Below are 19,418 nucleotides of genomic sequence, written 5' to 3' on the forward strand. Positions count from 1 at the left end.
AGGCGTTCAGCTGAACGGCACCCGGCGATCGAGCAGCCGCGACAGCCGGCCGCCGCCCCGCCAGGCCCGCGCCACCCAGTCGGCGTCGTCGTCGGTGACCAGGTTGGCCATCACCCGCACGGCGATCGTCATCAGCCTCGGGGAGCGCATCGCGATCGGCCCCGTCGTGGGCAGGAACCGCTGGAACGTCAGCAACAGCGCCAGCCGTCTGGCGACGGAGAACCCCCGGCCGTAGTGCTCCTGCAACAGCGACGGCCACACCCGGGACAGGTCATGACAGTCCAGCAGCTCGGCGGCCAGCCGCCCGGTCTCCATCCCGTAGTCGATGCCCTCGCCGTTCAGCGGGTTCACGCAGGCCGCGGCGTCGCCGATCAGCATCCAATTGGGGCCTGCCACCCCGGACACGGCGCCGCCCATCGGCAGCAGCGCCGACGACACGGCCCGCGGCGGCCCGTCGAAGCCCCACTCGTCGCGGCGCAGGTCGGTGTAGTAGTTGATCAGCGGTCGCAGCGCCAGGTCGGCCGGCCGTTTCGACGTCGACAAAGCCCCGATGCCGATGTTCACCTCACCGTTGCCCAGCGGGAAGATCCAGCCGTAGCCGGGCAACACCGCGCCGTCGGGGGAGCGCAGTTCGAGATGCGACGTCAGCCACGGGTCGTCGGCGCGCGAAGTGGCCAGGTACCCGCGGGCCGCGACGCCATAGACCGTCTCCTGGTGCCAACGCCGGCCTAGCTTGCGGCCCAGCGAAGACCGGGCCCCGTCGGCCACGATCAACTGGCGGCAACCCACCTCCGTGCCGTCGGCCAGCGTCAGCGACACCACTCGCCTCGACGAGTCATGATGCACCGCAACGGCTTTCGTTCCCAGCATCATCCGCGCACCGGAATCTTCGGCGACCTTGCGGATCCGGTCGTCCAACTCGAACCGGGCCACCGCGCTGCCGGTCGACGGAAACGACGGGCCGGGCCAGTCGACTTCCACCTCGCCGCCGAACCCGCTCATCCGCAGGCCGCGATGCCGGATGCGGGTGTCCAGCCAGTCGCCCAGCCCGAGGCGCTCGCACTCGGCGACCGCGCGCGGGGTCAGCCCGTCACCGCACGGCTTGTCCCGCGGAAAGCTGGCGGAGTCGATGACCAGGACGTCGTTGCCCGCGCGTGCGGCCCACGCGGCGGCGGCCGAACCGGCGGGTCCGGCGCCCACGACCACCAGGTCGGCTTGGGTCTCCACGCTCACCAGTATGTTGGTCGAGTGAGTACTCCGGCGACGGTGGTGGCGGGCGTTGACTTCGGTGACCCCGCGTTCGCCGCGACGGTGCGCGGCGGCGTCGGGCGGATCGAGCAGCTCATGGACACCGAACTGCGCAGCGCCGACGAGGTGATGACCGAGTCGCTGACGCACCTATTCAAGGCCGGCGGCAAGCGATTCCGGCCGTTGTTCACGGTGCTGTCCGCCCAGATCGGGCGGGACCCCGACGCGCACGAGGTGACCATCGCCGGCGCGGTCATCGAACTGGTTCACCTGGCCACGCTCTACCACGACGACGTGATGGACGAGGCGGAGGTGCGCCGCGGTGCCCCCACCGCGAACGTCCGCTGGGGGAACAACGTCGCGATCTTGGCCGGGGACTACCTGTTTGCCACGGCGTCGCGGTTGGTGTCGCGGCTGGGGCCCGAGGCGGTGCGCCTGATCGCCGAGACGTTCGCCCAGCTGGTGACGGGGCAGATGCGCGAGACGCGCGGCCTGACGGGCCCGTCCGAAGGGGCCGACCCGATCGAGCACTACTTGAAGGTGGTCTACGAGAAGACCGCTTGCCTGATCGCCGCGGCGGGCCGGTTCGGCGCCATGTTCTCGGGCGCTGAGGCCGAGCAGGTCGAGCGGCTCAGCCGGCTCGGCGGCATCGTGGGCACGGCCTTCCAGATCTCCGACGACATCATCGACATCGACAGCGACTCGCACGAGTCCGGCAAGCTACCGGGCACCGACGTCCGCGAGGGTGTGCACACCCTGCCGATGGTCTACGCGCTGCGCGAACCCGGGCCCGACGCGGCGCGGTTGCGTGAGCTGCTGGCCGGGCCCATCGAGGACGACGATGCGGTGGCCGAGGCGCTGGCGCTGTTACGGGCGTCCCCGGGGATGGCCAAGGCGAAGCACACCTTGGCGGAATACGCGGCCCAAGCGCGCGACGAGCTGGCCCTTTTGCCCGACGTTCCCGGCCGGCACGCGCTGCAGACGCTGGTCGAATACACCATCAGCCGGCACGGATAGCGCGTCCAGGAACCCCAGAGGTCTCCTCGGGCGTTCAATTGACAACAGTCAAGCAATGAACGGGCTCTCGTAGGAGGACACCGATGACCTGGCATCCGCATGCCAATTGGCTGAAGACCTTCGCCCTGTTGGTCGGCATGTCCACGTTGATCGTGTTTGTCGGCTCGCTGTTCGGCCGGACGGCGATGTGGCTGGCGGTGCTGTTCGCCATCGGCATGAACGCCTACACGTACTTCAACAGCGACAAGCTGGCGCTGCGGGCGATGCACGCGCAACCGGTTTCCGAGCTGCAGGCGCCGGTGATGTACCGGATCGTGCGCGAGCTGGCCACGGCCGCGCACCAGCCGATGCCCCGCCTGTACATCAGCGACACCAACGCGCCCAACGCGTTCGCGACCGGACGCAACCCGCGCAACGCCGCCGTCTGCTGCACCACCGGCATTCTGGACATCCTCAATGAGCGTGAACTGCGCGCGGTGCTCGGACACGAGCTGTCCCACGTCTACAACCGCGACATCCTCATCTCATGCATCGCCGGCGCGATGGCGTCGGTGATCACCGCCCTGTCCTACATGGCGATGTTCTTCGGCGGCGGAAACCGGGAGGGTGGTAACCCCTTTGCGATGCTGCTGGTTTCGTTGCTGGGTCCGATCGCCGCCACCGTGGTGCGGCTGGCGGTGTCCCGCTCGCGCGAGTACCAGGCGGACGAATCGGGCGCGGTGTTGACGGGCGACCCGCTGGCTTTGGCGTCTGCGCTGCGCAAGATCTCGGGTGGTGTCCAGGTCGCCCCGCTTCCGCCGGAGCCGCAGCTGGCCAGCCAGGCGCACTTGATGATCGCGAACCCGTTCCGCGCGGGCGAGCGCATCGGGTCGCTGTTCTCGACGCACCCGCCGATCGAGGACCGCATCCGGCGCCTGGAGGCGATGGCGCGGGGCTAGATATGGCCCGCACTATGAGCGCTCTCCGCAAGGATGTGTGCGCTGCCGTTTTTGATAGCGCCCGCGCTATCAAATTCGGTGAGAGCCATATGGTCCGAACAGCCGCGCGTCCCTGGGGATGAGTGACTCCCGGTTTGATAGCACCCGTGCTATCAAATCCGGCGTGAACCGCTACACCTACCGCGCTCAGTGGTTGCGCGACTACGACGAGTACCTGGGCGTATCGAATTCCCCTACATGAGGCGCGAAGCGCCGACCGCGCCGCAGGCTGTGGCCGCCGTGAAGGAGCATGTGGAGGCCGTGAAGGAGCATGTGGAGGGCCTGCGCGCCACCGGAGAGCAAGTCCCCACACCGCTTTCCGAACGACGCTACAGCGGGAAAATCCTCGTCAGAACGTCGCCGCAGCTGCATGCCCGCCTGGCGCTGGAAGCCATCGAGCAGGGGGTGCCGATGAACCAGTGGATCGTCCAGAAGCTCAGCGGGAGGGCGCCCAGCAGCACCTTCGGGCTCTCCGGGTGGGATTAAGCACGCCACTCAGGCTGCGGCCTCGGGCCTTTCGGGTCCGATGGCCTCACTTGCATCCTTGCGAGCGGAATGGCCCGTCTCGAGCCTTCCCCGGATGCGCACCATGCCGCCGTTGGCCTCATGCTGGTGCTGCCAGTCGCTGATCGCCTGGTGCGCAGCGTGATCCAGGTAGTGCACCGAAACCTCCACGGTGACAACGCATCCGGCGGGTATGGACGCCAGCACCCGCGTCAGCCGCGGGAGCGCCAGGAACGTGCAGGCCGCACCCTCGATGAGCACCTGCCACTCGCCGTCGACGGGCTTGGCGTCGACCTTGGCCCGGATCACCCGCCAACCGGTCAACGCGATGGCCAACGCGAGCCCGATCAGGACGCCGTGCAGCAGATTGAGGAAGACGACGCTGACGGCGGTCACGACGTACACGGCAAGATCGCCATGCTTCATCGCGGTTTCGATGTGTGCCGGCTTGAGCAGCTGAACGCCGATGACGATGAGCAGCCCGGCGAGTGCGGCGGTGGGAATCTCCTCGACCAGCTCGGCGAACGGGATGGTGAACAACAGGATCCACACGCCGTGCAGCAAGGCCGAGGCGCGCGATTTGGCACCCGCGTTGACATTGGTGGAGCTGCGGACGATGACACCGGTGACCGGCAGCCCGCCCATGGTCCCCGACACGATGTTGGCGGCGCCTTGTCCCACCAGCTCGCGGTCGAAATCGGTGCGTGGCCCGTTGTGCATGCGGTCAACCGACACCGCCGACAGCAGGCTCTCGACGCTGGCGATGAGCGCGACGGTGATCACCCCGATCGCAACCGCACCCCAGTTGTCGTGCGGAATGTCGGGCAGCTGCAATGCGTCCAGCGGCGAGCCCTCGAGGTCGATCCGGCGCACGTGGAACGGAAAGACGACCGACATCACCGTCACGGCCACGATCGCGACCAATGGCCCCGGAATGCGGCGCACCTTGGCCGGAACCCACCGCCAGGCCACCAGGATGACGATCACCAGTACGCCCAGGATCACCCCGGGCCGGTGCGCGCTGATGATCTGGCCCGGCAGGCCGATGAGGTTGTGCCAGGCCGTGCTCTTGGACTTTCCGCCGAGCAACACGTGCGCCTGCTGCAGCGCGATCGTGATGCCGATGCCGGCCAGCATGGCGTGCACGACCACCGGTGAGATCGCCAGGGCCGCCCGTGCGACGCGGCTGAGCCCCAACAGCACCTGCAGGGCGCCCGCGGCGACGGTGATCAAACACGTTACACCCCAACCGAAGTCGGATACGAGGTCGGCGACGACGACGGTCAGGCCCGCCGCGGGGCCGCTGACTTGCAGCGGTGATCCGCCGATGGCGCCGACCACGATGCCGCCGACGATCGCGGCGATGAGGCCGGCGAGCACGGGGGCGTTGGAAGCGATCGCGATGCCCAAGGACAAGGGGAGTGCCACCAGGAAAACCACGAGTGACGAAGGAAGGTCGTGGCGGATGATCGATCGCACTCGATCTTTGCGTGAGTCCTTGGCCTGGTCGGGAGGTTGATTGCCGAGCTGTTCGATGTTTTGCATCGGTCTCGTCCCTCGTTAGGAGTTAGCGGGGGAACTTCCGATATCCGCCCCATATAGCGTTGTATTACGTCGGCGTAACACCTTGGCGCACAAACGGTTACAACCCGGCCGGATCCGCAGGATCATGGCCGGGAATCCCTGGCTGCGTTAGTGACGGTATTTTGCTGGCAAACCCGGGGTCAAGCGGACGGGCTAACCCCATATGGAACGCAAAGATTTAAATTCCGCATCATCTGACGGACACCTCAGAACCCCGAACCGTGCACCTCGTGGCCGGGTACCTCGGCGATCAGGCCCCGGTAGGCTTCCTCGACGCTCGACCCATGGTTGATCACCGCGTCGACTTCGCGGGCGATCGGCATGTTCAGTCCGAACTCGTTGGCGAACTCCATGATCACGCTGGCGGCCTTGACGCCCTCGGCGACCTGGTTCATCGAGGAGATGATCTCGTCGATCGGCTTGCCGGCGCCCAGTTGTTCGCCGACGTGACGGTTGCGGCTGCGCTGGCTGGTGCAGGTCACGATGAGGTCGCCCAGGCCGGCCAGGCCGGGGAAGGTCTCGGGATTGCCGCCCAGGGCGACGCCGAGCTTGGTCATCTCGCGCAGCGCGCGGGCGATCACCAGCGCGCGGGTGTTTTCCCCGATGCCCAGGGAGTAGCCCATCCCGACCGATATCGCGTAGACGTTCTTCAGCGCCCCGGCCATCTCGACGCCGATCACGTCGTCGGTGGTGTACACCCGGAAACGCCGGGTGCGGAACAGCCCGGACAGCCGGGTCGCCAGATGCTGGTCGGGCATGGCCAGCACCGCCGCGGCGGCGTAGCCCTCGCCGACCTCGCGCGCGATGTTCGGCCCAGCCAGGATGCCCGCGGGATGGCCGGGCAGGACCTCCTCGATGATCTGCGACATCCGCATGTTGGTGCCCTGCTCGAGGCCCTTGACCAATGACACCACCGGCACCCACGGCCGCAGTTCCTTGGCCAGTTCGGCCAGCACGCCGCGGAAGCCGTGGGAGGGCACGCCCATCACCACGACGTCGGCGGAGTTCGCCGCCTCGGCGAAGTCGGTGGTGGCGCGCAGGGTGTCGCTCAACACCACGTCGTTGCCGAGATAGCGGCTGTTGCGGTGCTTCTCGTTGATGTCGCTTGCGGTCTCCTCCGAGCGGACCCATTGCAGCGTCGGGCCGCGGCGCGCACAGATGGACGCCACCGTGGTTCCCCAGGAACCGCCACCAAGGACAACGACTTTGGGTTCGCGCTTCTCAGCTGCCATGGCGATCAGCGTATTGCCGACACCTCGCATTTAGTAGCAGTTCACGAACTTCGGTCGGCGTCGGTCAAGCCTCACCCGGCCAGGGGTGCCCGGTCGGATGCCCGGCCGAAGACCATCGCTTCCTCGATGCGGTCGAAGCGGTAGTCGATGGCGTCGGCGAGGTAGTTCTGCCGCACGTTCCAGGGCCGCTTGGTTCCCGATTTCGGCAGCGCGTGCACCGACCGCAGCACGTAGCCGGCGTTGATGTCCCACGACGGCTTCTCGATCATCGGCTCGTTGCCGCGATGCGGGTAGGCGTGAGTGTAGCCGTGAGAGGTCATGTGCGCCAGCAACTTTGCAGTGGCCCGGGCGGTGATATCGGCGCGCAGCGTCCACGATGCGTTCGTGTAGCCGACGCACCAGAACAGGTTCGGCACGTCCTCGAGCATGTGGGCCTTGTAAACGAAGCGGTCGTTGGTCTTGATCTCGTTGCCGTCCAGGCTGATCGCGGTCCCGCCCAAGGCCTGCAGCTGCAGGCCGGTGGCGGTGACGATGATGTCGGCGTCGAGGTGCCCGCCGGATTTCAGCGCGATGCCGGTCGCGTCGAAATGGTCGATGTGATCGGTGACCACGTCGGCGCGGCCGGCGGCGATGGCGTTGTACAGGTCGGCGTCGGGGATCAGGCACATCCGTTGGTCCCACGGGTTGTAGCGCGGCTTGAAGTGGGTGTCGACGTCATAGCCGGCGGGCAGGCTGCTGATCGCCTTGCGCCGCAGCAGCCATCGCACCAGCCCGGGCGCCTTGCGCGACAGGGCGAAGAACACCGCTTCGGTCAGCGCGCTGTACATCCGGACCACGAGATGGGCCAGCCTGCGGGGCAACACTTTCCGCGCGACGGCGGCAACCGTGCCGTACTTCGACGCCGAGATGAGATAGGTGGGCGAGCGTTGCAGCATGGTCACTTTGGCGGCCCGGTCCGACAGCGAGGGAAGCAGCGTCACCGCGGTGGCCCCGCTGCCGATCACCACGACCTTCTTGCCGGTGTAGTCCAGGTCTTCCGGCCAGTGCTGGGGATGCACCACTACGCCGCCGAAGTTTTCGATGCCGGGGAACTCGGGGGTGTACCCCTCGTCGTAGTTGTAGTAGCCGCTGCCGAAGAAGAGAAATCGGCCTCGGTACAGCTTCCGCGCGCCGTCCTGCTCGACGGTGACCGTCCAGGTGTCGGTGGACGAATCCCAGTCGGCCGAGCGGACGTAACTGTTGAATCGAATGTGGCGATCGATGCCGTACTTGTGCGCGGTGGCGGCCAGGTACTCACGGATGTGGACGCCGTCGGCCACGCCTTCCTTTCGCGTCCACGGCTCGAACGGGAAGGACAGCGTGAAAATGCTGCTGTCCGAGCGCACCCCTGGGTAACGGAACAGGTCCCACGTGCCGCCGATCTGCGCGCGCCGCTCCAGGATGGTGTAGGTCAGCTGGGCGTTGCGCTCGCTGATTCGGTAGGCCGCGTCGATGCCGGAGATGCCGGCGCCGACGATGATGACGTCGGAGTAGTCGGCCTCGGTCGGTGTCTGGCCGTCGGCTTCCTGGGGAGTCACGGTCATCGTGAACCTCACTCACTTTGTGGGACTGGTCACTAGAGTAGGCACCCACCGGTTGGCCGGGCCAGTGATCGTCATAACGGCTCCATCAGCACGTCGACGTGCAGCGGCGCGCACCGGTCGATCAGCCAGATCTGGTCGGCGGGGCTGGCGAAGATGCGCGCGTGGGACGGGTCCTGAGCGAAGGCCGGGTCTGTTCCGGGGCCGCACCTGTCGCCGAAGAAGACGTAGGCCTTGGTGTCGTTGCATTGCCGCGACATCCACACCAGCCCGTCCAGCCCGGCGCCGTGCGCGGCTTCGGCCCAACGCACCGTGGTGTCGTAGCTCGACGCCGGGCTCGCCGTGAGCTCGCCGGCGGTGACCTTGAGGCGCCGCAGCCCGGTGCCGTGCAGCACGCCCAGGCGCGCGGGCCGGGTCACCTCCAGCCGGACGAGCACTTTGTCCGCGTATTGGTCGTAGGGGAGCAGGCCGCCCTCGACGGGAATGTCGTGCAGCAGCGTCTCGGCGATGGCCGCGTCCTCGGTGTCGGCCGCGTACATGATCGGCACGACCGGGTCGCCGAAGAAACCGAAGCGGGTGCGCGCGCCGATGCCGGGGTTGAAGTCGGTGGCGGTGCGCGTCGCCGACAGCACGCGGTAGAGCGGGTGTCCCGCCGGCAGGGTGGCCGTGGCCGGGTCGAACGGGTCCGGGGGTCGCCTCACCACGAGACGGCCAGGGCCTCCGCAGCGACCGCAACGACGCGATCCGGATCGGTGGCGAGGCGGTCCACGGGCCGCTTCCCGTCCAGGTAGGTGGTGGGCGAGCACAGCCACTGCACCAGCCCGGCCTCCGAGAAGCCGTTGTCCTCCGCGATCTCGCGCAGCCGGGCGATGACCGCCAGCGGTTTCCCGTCCGGGCCGAACTGGAACCCGGGGTACGCGAGGTAATTGCCGCGCCGCACGGCTACCAGCGCCTTGTTGCGGTGGGCGGTGGTGGCCAGGTTGCGCGGTGCGCTCGACCGCGAGCCCATCCGCTTACCGGCGTCGGTGCTGCTCAGCATCCCGAACTCGGCCTCGATGCGGCCGTACAGGTTCTGCTCGGCCTGCACCGCCCGCGCCACCGCGGGTTCGGTATAGACGGCGACCGACGACAGCGCGACGCCCACCGCGCGCGCGCTTTCGCGGAGGCGCTCGTGCGCGGTGGCCAGCTCGGCGACGGTGGTCATGGGGATCGCTCCAACGTTCGGTTCGTGCAGTTCATTCTACTGCACGAACCGAACGCACGGGAGCTACCGGTAGTTGACGAACTGCAGCGCGACGTCGAGGTCGGCCTGCTTGAGCATCGAGATGACGGCTTGCAGGTCGTCGCGCTTTTTGCTGCTGACCCGGATCTCGTCGCCCTGGATCTGCGTCTTGACGCCCTTGGGCCCGTCGTCGCGGATCAACTTGGTGATCTTTTTGGCGTGCTCGCTGTCGATGCCCTGCTTGAGGGTGCCGCTGACCTTGTAAGTCTTTCCCGACGCCTGCGGTTCGCCGGCGTCGAAGGCCTTCATCGAGATGTCGCGGCGGATCAGCTTCTCCTTGAAGACGTCGACGGCCGCCTTGACGCGTTCCTCGGTGGACGACGTCAGCTCGATAGCCTCGTCGCCCTTCCACGCGATGGTGGTGTCGGTGCCGCGGAAGTCGAAGCGGGTGGCCAGCTCCTTGGCTGCCTGGTTGAGTGCGTTGTCGACCTCTTGGCGCTCGACTTTGCTGACAATGTCGAACGATGAGTCCGCCATTCGATCCGTCCCTTCATCCGGTGATGGCCGTTTGTGCTTTGTCTACCCCCTCGTTGTAACCTGTCTGGCGGCAGGTTGCCCGAGCGGCCAATGGGAGCGGACTGTAAATCCGTCGCGAAAGCTTCACAGGTTCGAATCCTGTACCTGCCACCAACGTTCGTGAGAGAACTAGGTTGTCCCGCCTACGGCCGGCTTAGATGCAGGCTGAGTAGGCACTAGCTGGTGGGCGTCGCCGGGGGCAAGCACTCCGTCCACCCGGCACGCTAGTCGGACAACATTGCCGACTCGACGGCGGCGGTGCGCCCCAACGGGGGACAGGGCTATGCGGGAAGAACTGAAATCCGGGTGGCGGAATTTCGGACCCAGAAATCACCCACAGATTTGGCCCAGCTGCCCGTCAATGGGGCTCGCGCCCTCGCAATCGCCTAGTTGGTATCTGCGCACGGGGTTATCGTGCGGGAGGTTGTCGATGCAAGCCTGACGGGCGGCGGCACCGGAGATGCCGGCACAGGGATTGTCGGCTCGTGCCGGTGCTGCTGGAATGCAGATGAGCCCCAATGCTACGGCTGTTGCCGCCGCCACGCCTATTACCACCGTTCTCATTGGTTCGTCCTTTCCCGACCCCCGATGGCCACTGATTATCGGATAGATCGGGGTGGACGGCGACTCGAGCGACACGTGGTAGGCGCCTACAACCCATCCAGCAAATTAGTTGATCAATCAGGCGACGAGAACTGCATGGATAGGCACATTGTCGACACGCCTAACCGCTGTCCTCGAACCTTGCTTGGCTCAATTGAATGCATTGCAGCACAACGTATTTGGGCGGGATAGGACGACACATGTGCACGGGCGAACCCGGCGTGGTGCGCCTTTGTCTCATCCGCCTGACGGGGGTCGGCGCATGATGTGGCCGAAGATGGGCGGTCCGTAGCCCTTCTCGTCGGGCTTGTCCCGCTGGGCTTTACGCGCCCCCGGCGGCATCGGTGGGATGAACATCGGGGTGAGAGGCGCGCCCTCGGCCGTCGTTGCCATCAATGGGCCCTGTGCGGCGGACAGCTGGATCGGAGAGGTGACCGCCGAAGGCGGGACCACGAGATTGCCAACGTACATGCCCTTGCCCAGAGAAGCGGTGGCGGAACTCTCGATTGCGCCGGCCGTACTGGCCGTAGCGGCTGGCGGGGCATAGATATTGGGGGCCCCGCCCACAGCCTCGGGGCCGGTGATGTTGTAGGCGATGGCCAGGTTGCGGGGCGTCGCGGACAGGACGTCTGGGAACTGACCGGGGAAGTAATCGTGGCCGCTCGTAATCAAGCCTATGAAGGACTGGGGGTTGCCGATACCGCTGCTGACCAGGTTTTGCAGATAACCGTTGACGGTCTGAACGAACGGATTGGCGAAGAATTGCGTCGGGTCGACTGCTGCCGGGGCTAGCGGGGCGCCTACCACCGGCGCGGCCGCTGCCGCCCTGCTCACTGCAGCCGTTTGAACGGTACTGGCGGTCGGAGCGGTCATCGGGGACGGCGGGTTGAACGTCGGCATCGCCATGGTCTGGAGGCTGCTGGCCTGATAGCCGAGCATGGCGGTCGTGTTACCCGCCCACATCTGCAGGTACTGGGCCTCGTTGGCAGCGATGGCGGGAAAGTTGATGCCGAAAACGTTGGTCGCGATCAGATGGGCCAGCTGCGCGCGGTTGGCGGCGACCACGCTGGGATGCACCACAGCCGCCTGGGTGGCGGCGAACGAGCTGGCCATCGTGTCAGCCGCCATCGACATATGAGCGGCCTGGAGCGAGGTGGTTTGCAGCCAGGCGACGTAGGGCAGGGTGGATGCGGTCATCGCCGTCGCTGACGGCCCCTGCCAGGGAATCTCCGCCACGACGGAGGCGTAGCCGGCGGCGGTCTGTCCCAGCTCGATTGCCAGCTGGCGCCAGGCGTCGGCGGCGGTGAGCCATGATCCGGGCCCCGGCCCTGAATGAATCAGTGCCGATGTGATCTCGGGAGGAGCCCAGAAGTCCATCGCCGACCCCCCGTCAGAGCTTGGAGTCGATAATCCTGAAGCCGCGCATGCGGGCCTGCGCGGCCAAGCGTCCGCCGAGGGACCGATTCTCACTCCCCACGCGTTGTCCCTTTCGGTGACGTTCCTGTCCGGTACGTGGCCCGATTCGTCGATTGACAGCGTATGCGCCCGCGGGGTTGCTCACTCCGGGAATCGTGAGATCCATTTGGTCAGCTCGCCGCGCCTCTCGATTCGCCACTCGCGCGGAAAGCCGGGGCAGTGCGCTCTGATTCCGACTTCGGACCTCCCCACGAAGCGCGTATTGGATGCCCGCGCGGGGGCAGGCCGCCCGAGTCGTGATTGGCCGAAAACTCCTGCCTGGGATGTGACAGTTGACGGCAAGAGGCGCGGTCCCTGGCACACGAAAAGGCCTCAGTGTTGAACGCATCTCCCCCCCGTTCGTCAGCGCCCTTCCCGTTACAGCGTTCTCAACGCACCGGGGGCGCCCCCGGCTGTGATCCTCTCCGCTGAGCCACGCGCTGCGGTGTGCGGCGGAGGCTTTCGAATCCAGGCATTGCGACAAACTTGCCCCAGTTGTCCGTAGTCGGGGCTGGCCTGGCAATTGCCCATTCGGGGCCCGTGCATGGGGTCATCGGTCGAGGAGCTGTCGGTGCAAGCCTGGTAGGCCGTGGGATCGGTGATGCCGGCACAGGGGTCGTCGGCGCGCGCTTGTGCCGGTGGAATGCAGAGGGGTGCCAGCGCTATCAGGGCCGCCACGGACGCCCCGATTGCCCTCCTCATCGGTTCTTCCTCCTGACCACTAGCCCACTAACTCAGTGTGGCACTTGTGATGAGGGCAGTCGAGCATCGCGCAAACAGACTGAAGGGCTTACCCGCTCAGGCGTTGCGGCGACGGCGGTTTCGGCTCGTCGGCGGTCCGCACGTCGCGGCCGGCGCCGGCCGACACGGTCGCGGCCTCGCCGCGAGCCAGCCCCACCGTCGCGACGATCACCAGCACCGCCGCCACCGCCAGCACGACCCAATCGAAGCCCTGGGCGTCCAACGTCTCGCCGAGCACGGTGATCCCGAGGACCGCGCCGACAATGGGCTTGGCGGCGATGATCGTCGGCAGTGAGGCCGTCAAAGCCCCTGCGCGGTATGCCGATTGGTGGATCACCATCCCGGCCGCGCCGCAGAACACCCAGCCGTAGACCTCGGGTCTGCTCCACAACTGTTCGGGGTTGTGTTCGAGGATGTCGACGACGCCCTTCATCAGCACCGCGAACACCGCCAGCAACGAGCCGGCGACCGCCGCGAGCGATACCGCGGCCAGCGGGCGATCCGACCAGATGCGCGCGCCCAGCATCGCCAACAGCAGCGGTGGGGCCATCGCGAGGGCCACGATCAGCCACACGTGTGCCGCCGCGCGCTGCTGGCCGCCGGTCGGATCGCCGACCGCGATGACAACCACCAACGCCGCGGTCAGCAACACCGCCCACACCCACTCCGCGCGGGTGACCGGATGGCGGCTCATCCGCGCGTAGATCGGTAGTGCGAACAGCAGCGCGGTCACCTGCAGCGACATCACCAACAGCACCGAGCCCTTGTCCAGGGCCGCAGCCAGCAAGATGTAACTGGCGATGTCTCCGAGACCGCCCATCCACCACCGCGTATCGCGCAACAGCATGCCGAAGAGCGCCAGGTGGCCGACGGGTTTGTCGGTGACCTCCTGGGCGGATCGCTGACGGACGACGTTGCCGATCGCCGACGCCAGCGCGGCGCACAGGGCGAGAATCGCCGCCATATCAGCCCTCGACATGCCACTAATCTAGCCGGGCCCCGGCAAACCGCCCGCCGAGCGCGGTTCAGAGCGGGAACGCGGTACCCGTGAGCTCTTCGGACAGGTCCCACAGCGCCACGGCGGTGCCGGCTCGCTTGGCCGGCCAGTTACGCCACGTCGGCTGGGTGCGCCCGTACAGGCCGAAGCGCGGGCCGACGAAGGTGTCGCCCGGCAGATCCTGCGACACCGCGTACAGGGTCTGGCGGGCGCCGAAGTCGGCATCGGTGGACACAATGCGGTCGACCGCCAACACCGCCGCGTCGCCCAGCTTTCGGCCGGAGTTGCCTTGCAGGTTCGTATGCGACCAGCCGGGGTGGGCGGCCAGCGCGCGCAGAGAAGAACCGGCGGTGTCCAGACGTCGCTGCAGCTCGCTGGTGAACAGCAGGTTGGCGAGCTTTGACTGGCTGTAGGCCAGCCACGCCGAATACGGGCGAGACTGGAAGTTCAGGTCTTTGAGGCTGATGTAGCCGAAGTGGTGCATCAGTGAGGACACCGTCACCACCCGGTCGATCAGCTTGGGCAGCAGCAGGTTGGTCAACGCGAAGTGGCCGAGGTGGTTGGTGCCAATCTGGCCCTCGAAGCCGTCGACGGTCACCGCATGTTTGGTGGCCATGATGCCGGCGTTGTTGACCAGCACGTCCAGCGCGGCCATCTCGTCGGCGAAGCGCCGCACCGAGCCCAGGTCCTGCAGGTCGAGTTGGCGCACCTCGACGTCGCCGGCCATCCGCTCGGCGGCGGCCTTGCCCTTCTCCGTGTCCCGCACCGCCAGAACGACGCGGGCCCCGGCCCGCGCCAGCTCCCGCGCGGTGACCTCGCCGAGACCGGCGTTGGCCCCGGTGATCACGACGGTGCGTCCGGCGAACGAAGGCAGGTCTGCAGCGGTCCAACCAGGCATGCAGCCCACCCTAACTACGTGATCTCACCCGCCAAGCCGCCGCAGGTATCGTGCGTGGGATGGCCGGCGGAACCTCACCTGGACGGCGCTGATGTACCTAGGGGTCATCGTCAATCCGCTCGCGCGCAGGAATCGCCGCGGGCGGGGCGACCGCGTCGCCGAGTTGCGCCGCATCGTCGGTCCGTTCGGCGAGGTGCACGAAACCGCCTCGATCGAGGACCTCGGCAAGACCCTGGACCAGCTCCATCCGCGGGTCACGCACCTCGTCGGGGACGGCGGCGACGGCGCGCTGCACTGGCTGATCAACGAGATCGAGCGTTGCGAGAGCGACCCGGAGCGCTGGCCGACATTCGTGCCCACCAACGGGGGCAGCGTCAACGCCGTCGCCCGCAAGGCACACGTGCGCGGCCGGCCCGATGCCATCATCCGCGCGCTGGCGGCCGCCGCCAAGGCGGATCGGCCCCCGCCCGAGATGCCCCTTGACACCTTGCAACTCGACGGTGAAACCGCCGAGGGCGCCGCGTTCCATCGTCTGTGCTTCGGACTGGCCGCCGGGGGTGTCGGAAATCGGTTCTACGACATGTATTACGGGAAACCCGATCATGGCCGAGGCGAAGTCGTTCGAGTGATCGGTCGCTCGTTCCGCGACTACCTCGGTACGAAAGTCGGCCGTTCGCAGGACTCCAATTACGCGTCCGTGCTGTTCGCCCCGACGCGCGCCCGGGTCGTCATCGACGGTGAGGAGGTTCCGACCCGGATGCACCGCGTGCTGCACGCCGGCGCCATCGACCTGCGGATCGGCGGGCCGTTCCGGCTTTTCCCGAAGGCCGAGAAGCCCGGCGCGTTGCACTTCCAGGCCGGCGAGGTGCGGCCCTCGCGCATCGTCGCGCAACTGCCCGCGGCGCTCACCAATGGCACGCTCCGGGGTCGCGGAGTGCGCGACGTCAATGGCCACGAAATGATCATCGAGGCCGACGGGGAGCCGCTCTCACCGATCATCGACGGCGAACGGTTCGTCGGTATCACCCGGCTGGTGGCCCGCGCCGGTCCGCTCATCCGCGTCGCTCAAACCGGCTGACTCCGCATCTCAGTAGATCCGCAACGCGGGCCGCTAGAACCGTGGTGGAAATCACTTGCCCACGTCGTCGGCAGGCGCGAGATTTCGAATCGTTTGGACGCGGCTATGCCCTTTGCGTTGGCGATACGAAACGGCGGGGCAATTGCCTACGGATTCAAACGCAAGAATTCAGCATTAGCGCAAATACGCATCTCAGTATTCGCGGGCTTGCTGAACGCTGTACCGACGAAAGCCCCTGGTAAAAGCGGAAACTGAAATACTGAAGTCCGTAGTTAAGGACGCGGCTCGCCGCACAATGTTGTCGCTGGATAAGCCGATCCTGTGAGATCAATGTGCAGTATAGGAAAAGCCTCTGCACGCTTTGCCTGACGCCCATTAGCGGCGTTACATTGGGCTTTATCGATTGATCCCAAAGTTCTTATCGCTCATAGTTGACCCGGAAGGGGGTGGCTCCTGCGATGGAGACGCTCATTGATCACCTGCACATGCGGGAAGCGCTGACTCCGGACAAGACCCTCTTCCGGTTCGTCGACGACGAAGGCCGCGAGCAGGAGCACTACACCTACCAAAGTTTCGCCGAGCGGACGCGTGAGCTGGCCGCCTACCTGTCGGCGGAGGCCGGGCTGCGCCCGGGAGACCGCGCCCTGCTGGTCTACCCACCCGGTCTGGAGATGGTCGCTGCGTTCTACGCGTGCGCCCGCCTCGGGGTGATCGCTGTGCCGGTCAGCCCCCCGCTGCCGATGTCGTTCGAGTCGGGGCTGGCCAAACTCAGCTTCATCGCCCGCGACTGCCAGGCGAAGGCGGTGCTGTCGACCAAGCAGTTCGAATACGACTACCGCCTGCTGCTCAACCACCTCGACGATGGGTCGCCCTGGCCGGACGCCCAACGGCCCCCGGAACTGCCCTGGTACGGCACCGACGGCACGCAGGACTTCGGCGGCACGCCCGTGCCCGACACGCCTGGACCGGTGCTCTTCCTGCAGTACACCTCCGGCTCCACCAGCGACCCCAAGGGCGTGGTGGTCAGCCACGCCAACGTCATCGCCAACGCCTCGGCCTTCACCAAAGACGAGGTGCTGGTCAGCTGGCTCCCGCAACACCACGACATGGGCCTGATCTCCGCCTACCTGTTCATCCCGCTGATCGGCGGGACGACACACGCGATGTCCCCGCTGGACTTCCTCAAGCGACCGTCGGCCTGGCTGCGGCTCATCAGCGACGTGCGCGCGACCCACACGCCGGTGCCCAACTTCGCGCTCGAGTTGTGCCTGCGCGAGGACAAGCTGCCCACGTCCGAGCTCGCCGGGATCGACCTGAGCAGCCTGGAGAGCATCGTCGTCGGTGCAGAACCGCTGCGCGCCAGCACGTTCACCCGCTTCCGGCAGCGTTTCGCCCCCTACGGCCTGGAGCCCAACGCGCTCACCGGCGCGTACGGCATGGCCGAAAACACCCTGATCGTCTCGCTTCGCGGGCGCCAGACGCTGGCGCTGAACAAGCGCGCGCTGGAGAACAACCTGGCGCGCGTCGAAAAGGCCCAGCCGGAGAACAGCAACCAGGCGCCGGTGGTGAGCTGCGGCAAGCCCATCGACGGCAACGTCGTCCGAATCGTCGATCCGGAATCCGGGCGGGCCCTCGGCGAGGGCCGGGTCGGTGAGGTCTGGCTGGACGGGCCGTCCAAGGGCGGCGGCTACTGGAACCGCCCGGAGCTGAGCGCGGAGGCCTTCGCGGCCCGCATCCCCGGCGACACCGAGCACACCTACCTGCGAACCGGCGACCTCGGCTTCGTGTACGAGGGCGAGCTGTTCGTCTGCGGCCGCAGCAAGGACCTGATCATCGTGCGCGGCGTCAACTGCTACCCCTCCGACATCGAGGGCATCGTGGAGCGGTCGGCCCCGGAGGTCCGCGGCGGCTGCGTCGCCGCCTTCTCGGTGGAACACGACGAGCAGGAAGTGCTGACCGTGGTGGCCGAGGTGCGCGGCGAGCACGCGCTACCGGATGGCAAGGCCCTGGCGCGGGCCATCCGGCGGCACGGCCACATCGACCCGCACACCATCGCGTTCGTGCCGCCACACAGCATTCCCAAGACCACGTCGGGCAAGATCAGGCGCTCCTCGACGCGCCAGCTCTGGCTGGACGGCGAGCTGCCCGTCCTGGCGGCCTACACCCATCAGCCGCACGACCGGGCCGACGCGAACCCCGGGCCGCTGGACAGGTTCCGGAATCTGATCGAGAGCTACGACCTCACCGGCGAGGAGGACTGCTCCTTCGCGGACCTGGGCATCGATTCGCTGGCGCTAGCCGAGCTGCGCGCCGACCTGCAGGCCCTGCTGGAAGAGCACGGCGCGGGTGGGCTGGCCGAGGAGGTCAACACGCGCCTGCTGCAGCGACTCACGGTGGCCGAATTCTTCCGCCTGATGCGGCAATTCGGTGAGGAGTCCGGCCAGCCGCTCGATGCGCTGCGTCAGGCGCTGGACCAGATTGCGACGGAGTACGAGGCCTACGAGGTCGCCCGGATGCGTGCGGACGCGCAGCTTCCGCTGCCGGCGCTGCCGCCGGCACGCTCGGGCGCGCCCAGCGACATCCTGTTGACGGGCGCGACCGGATTCCTGGGGCCGTTCCTTGTCAGCAGCCTGCTCGGCCGGACGTCGTGCACCGTCCACGCGCTGGTTCGCGCCACGGACTCGGCACACGGCCTGGACCGGATCGTCGCGTCGCTGCGCAAGGCGCGCCTGTGGTCGCCGGCCCTGGAAGCCGAGGTCCGCCAGCGGGTGCGCGTGGTCTGCGGCGACCTCGCCGCGCCGCAGCTGGGCATCGGTGAGCAGGGGTTCCAGAGGCTGGCCGAGAGCGTCGACGCCATCGTCCACAACGGCGCCCTGGTCAACTACGTCAGGACCTACGACGCCCTGCGGCCCGCCAACGTGATCGGGACGCACGAGCTGTTGCGGCTGGCCATGACCGCGCACCGCAAGACCTTCCACCTGGTCTCCAGCACCTTCATCTACGGGTGGAGCGTCAAGCCGGTGGTCGGGGAGTCCGACGCGAACCTGGAGATGAACGCCCTGGACTTCGGCTACTCGCAGACCAAATGGGTCGCCGAGCAGCTGGCGTTCGCCGCCCAGCGGCAGGGGCTCGACGTGCGCATCTTCCGGCCCTCGTTGATCTCACCGACCAGCGCGGGGTTCGGCAGCCAGGACGACATCCTGGTGCGCACCATGGCGTTCATGATCGAGCACGGCGTCGCCGCCAACGCGCTCAACCAGCTCAGCCTGCTGCCCGCGGACCTGATCGCCGATCACATCGTCGCGTTGATGGAGCTGCCGGCCGACGCGGGCACGGTCTTCAACATGACCGCTGACGATTACTACAACATGACCGACATCACCCGGGTCTTGACCGAGCGCTATGGCTACCGCTTCGATTACCGCGACATCCCGTCGTTTGCCGCCGAGATGAACCGTCGGTGCACGCCGCGCGATCCGATCTACCCGCTGGTGGATTTCCTCACCCGCTCGGCGGACAAGATCGCGGCGATGCGGGACAAGCGCTACGGCAACAGCCAATACCAACGTGCGCGCGCGCTGGCCGCGGTCCGCCTGCGTGAGCCGGCGCTGGCGGAGACGGTCGAGAATCTCGTCCGGTTCTTGCGCAGTGAGCGCCTGATCACCGAGGCTGAGGCCGAGGCGCAACGCAGCGCCTAGCCGTAAGG

14 protein-coding genes, 1 tRNA gene and 1 pseudogene are annotated in these 19,418 nt (G+C 67.2%); 6 read left to right on the plus strand and 10 right to left on the minus strand.

Features of this window, described 5'->3' with window-relative positions; genetic code table 11:
- Positions 1-6: 6 nt before the first annotated feature.
- Complete coding sequence (menJ, locus tag A5756_RS20235) at positions 7-1,233, minus strand: menaquinone reductase (RefSeq protein WP_156659710.1); 1,227 nt, start codon at positions 1,231-1,233, stop codon at positions 7-9.
- A gap of 15 nt (positions 1,234-1,248) precedes the next feature.
- On the opposite strand from menJ, the gene grcC1 reads away from it, so the two are divergent.
- The 3 genes and pseudogenes from grcC1 (at position 1,249) to A5756_RS20250 (ending at position 3,728) form a co-directional block, all read left to right on the plus strand.
- Positions 1,249-2,265, plus strand: coding sequence for a nonaprenyl/(2E,6E)-farnesyl/geranylgeranyl diphosphat synthase (gene grcC1, locus A5756_RS20240; protein ID WP_066956557.1), 1,017 nt, complete (start codon positions 1,249-1,251; stop codon positions 2,263-2,265).
- Between the two features lie 83 nt (positions 2,266-2,348).
- Entirely contained in the window at positions 2,349-3,203 is an 855-nt protein-coding gene (gene htpX / locus A5756_RS20245) for a zinc metalloprotease HtpX (RefSeq protein WP_066956560.1), read from the plus strand.
- Between the two features lie 163 nt (positions 3,204-3,366).
- A pseudogene (locus A5756_RS20250) lies at positions 3,367-3,728 on the plus strand (toxin-antitoxin system HicB family antitoxin).
- A gap of 9 nt (positions 3,729-3,737) precedes the next feature.
- Here the strand turns inward: A5756_RS20250 and A5756_RS20255 are convergent.
- From A5756_RS20255 to A5756_RS20280, 6 genes are all read right to left on the minus strand, one after another.
- On the minus strand, positions 3,738-5,291 hold the full coding sequence (locus tag A5756_RS20255) for a SulP family inorganic anion transporter (protein WP_066956563.1): 1,554 nt from the start codon (positions 5,289-5,291) through the stop codon (positions 3,738-3,740).
- A gap of 245 nt (positions 5,292-5,536) precedes the next feature.
- The gene (locus A5756_RS20260) at positions 5,537-6,562 is read right to left on the minus strand and encodes an NAD(P)H-dependent glycerol-3-phosphate dehydrogenase (RefSeq protein ID WP_156659712.1); all 1,026 of its coding nucleotides are present in this window, start codon (positions 6,560-6,562) and stop codon (positions 5,537-5,539) included.
- Between the two features lie 71 nt (positions 6,563-6,633).
- On the minus strand, positions 6,634-8,145 hold the full coding sequence (locus A5756_RS20265) for an NAD(P)/FAD-dependent oxidoreductase (protein WP_066956568.1): 1,512 nt from the start codon (positions 8,143-8,145) through the stop codon (positions 6,634-6,636).
- Between the two features lie 71 nt (positions 8,146-8,216).
- On the minus strand, positions 8,217-8,843 hold the full coding sequence (locus tag A5756_RS20270; protein ID WP_197505807.1) for an RES family NAD+ phosphorylase: 627 nt from the start codon (positions 8,841-8,843) through the stop codon (positions 8,217-8,219).
- Complete coding sequence (locus A5756_RS26065) at positions 8,840-9,346, minus strand: DUF2384 domain-containing protein (protein ID WP_066956574.1); 507 nt, start codon at positions 9,344-9,346, stop codon at positions 8,840-8,842. Before A5756_RS26065 ends, A5756_RS20270 begins: the two co-directional genes overlap by 4 nt.
- Before the next feature lie 63 nt (positions 9,347-9,409).
- Positions 9,410-9,901 (minus strand): YajQ family cyclic di-GMP-binding protein, encoded by a 492-nt coding sequence (locus tag A5756_RS20280; protein WP_066956577.1) that lies wholly within the window; start codon positions 9,899-9,901, stop codon positions 9,410-9,412.
- A gap of 69 nt (positions 9,902-9,970) precedes the next feature.
- On the opposite strand from A5756_RS20280, the gene A5756_RS20285 reads away from it, so the two are divergent.
- Positions 9,971-10,054 (plus strand) — tRNA-Tyr (locus A5756_RS20285).
- Between the two features lie 726 nt (positions 10,055-10,780).
- Here A5756_RS20285 and A5756_RS20290 read toward each other — a convergent pair.
- The 3 genes from A5756_RS20290 to A5756_RS20300 all read right to left on the minus strand — a co-directional run bounded on the left by A5756_RS20290 (position 10,781) and on the right by A5756_RS20300 (position 14,634).
- Entirely contained in the window at positions 10,781-11,920 is a 1,140-nt protein-coding gene (locus A5756_RS20290) for a PPE family protein (RefSeq protein ID WP_066956580.1), read from the minus strand.
- Between the two features lie 868 nt (positions 11,921-12,788).
- Positions 12,789-13,718 (minus strand): DMT family transporter, encoded by a 930-nt coding sequence (locus A5756_RS20295; protein ID WP_066956583.1) that lies wholly within the window; start codon positions 13,716-13,718, stop codon positions 12,789-12,791.
- A gap of 46 nt (positions 13,719-13,764) precedes the next feature.
- Entirely contained in the window at positions 13,765-14,634 is an 870-nt protein-coding gene (locus tag A5756_RS20300; RefSeq protein ID WP_066956586.1) for an oxidoreductase, read from the minus strand.
- Positions 14,635-14,725: 91 nt separating this feature from the next.
- On the opposite strand from A5756_RS20300, the gene A5756_RS20305 reads away from it, so the two are divergent.
- Both A5756_RS20305 and A5756_RS20310 read left to right on the plus strand, forming a co-directional pair.
- Positions 14,726-15,712, plus strand: coding sequence for a diacylglycerol kinase family protein (locus A5756_RS20305; RefSeq protein ID WP_066956589.1), 987 nt, complete (start codon positions 14,726-14,728; stop codon positions 15,710-15,712).
- A 458-nt stretch (positions 15,713-16,170) separates the two neighbouring features.
- Entirely contained in the window at positions 16,171-19,410 is a 3,240-nt protein-coding gene (locus A5756_RS20310; RefSeq protein ID WP_066956592.1) for a fatty acyl-AMP ligase, read from the plus strand.
- Positions 19,411-19,418: the final 8 nt, after the last annotated feature.

This window comes from Mycobacterium sp. 852002-53434_SCH5985345, from assembly GCF_001667155.1.
In the GTDB taxonomy this organism is placed as follows: domain Bacteria; phylum Actinomycetota; class Actinomycetes; order Mycobacteriales; family Mycobacteriaceae; genus Mycobacterium.

Bases quoted from the DNA above. Each gene is read 5' to 3' on its own strand.
- htpX (WP_066956560.1), top strand. From the start codon at position 2,349: ATGACCTGGCATCCGCATGCCAATTGGCTGAAGACCTTCGCCCTGTTG.
- A5756_RS20255 (WP_066956563.1), bottom strand. From the start codon at position 5,291: ATGCAAAACATCGAACAGCTCGGCAATCAACCTCCCGACCAGGCCAAG.
- A5756_RS20260 (WP_156659712.1), bottom strand. From the start codon at position 6,562: ATGGCAGCTGAGAAGCGCGAACCCAAAGTCGTTGTCCTTGGTGGCGGT.
- A5756_RS20265 (WP_066956568.1), bottom strand. From the start codon at position 8,145: ATGACCGTGACTCCCCAGGAAGCCGACGGCCAGACACCGACCGAGGCC.
- A5756_RS26065 (WP_066956574.1), bottom strand. From the start codon at position 9,346: ATGACCACCGTCGCCGAGCTGGCCACCGCGCACGAGCGCCTCCGCGAA.
- A5756_RS20280 (WP_066956577.1), bottom strand. From the start codon at position 9,901: ATGGCGGACTCATCGTTCGACATTGTCAGCAAAGTCGAGCGCCAAGAG.
- A5756_RS20290 (WP_066956580.1), bottom strand. From the start codon at position 11,920: ATGGACTTCTGGGCTCCTCCCGAGATCACATCGGCACTGATTCATTCA.
- A5756_RS20295 (WP_066956583.1), bottom strand. From the start codon at position 13,718: ATGTCGAGGGCTGATATGGCGGCGATTCTCGCCCTGTGCGCCGCGCTG.
- A5756_RS20300 (WP_066956586.1), bottom strand. From the start codon at position 14,634: ATGCCTGGTTGGACCGCTGCAGACCTGCCTTCGTTCGCCGGACGCACC.
- A5756_RS20305 (WP_066956589.1), top strand. From the start codon at position 14,726: ATGTACCTAGGGGTCATCGTCAATCCGCTCGCGCGCAGGAATCGCCGC.
- A5756_RS20310 (WP_066956592.1), top strand. From the start codon at position 16,171: ATGGAGACGCTCATTGATCACCTGCACATGCGGGAAGCGCTGACTCCG.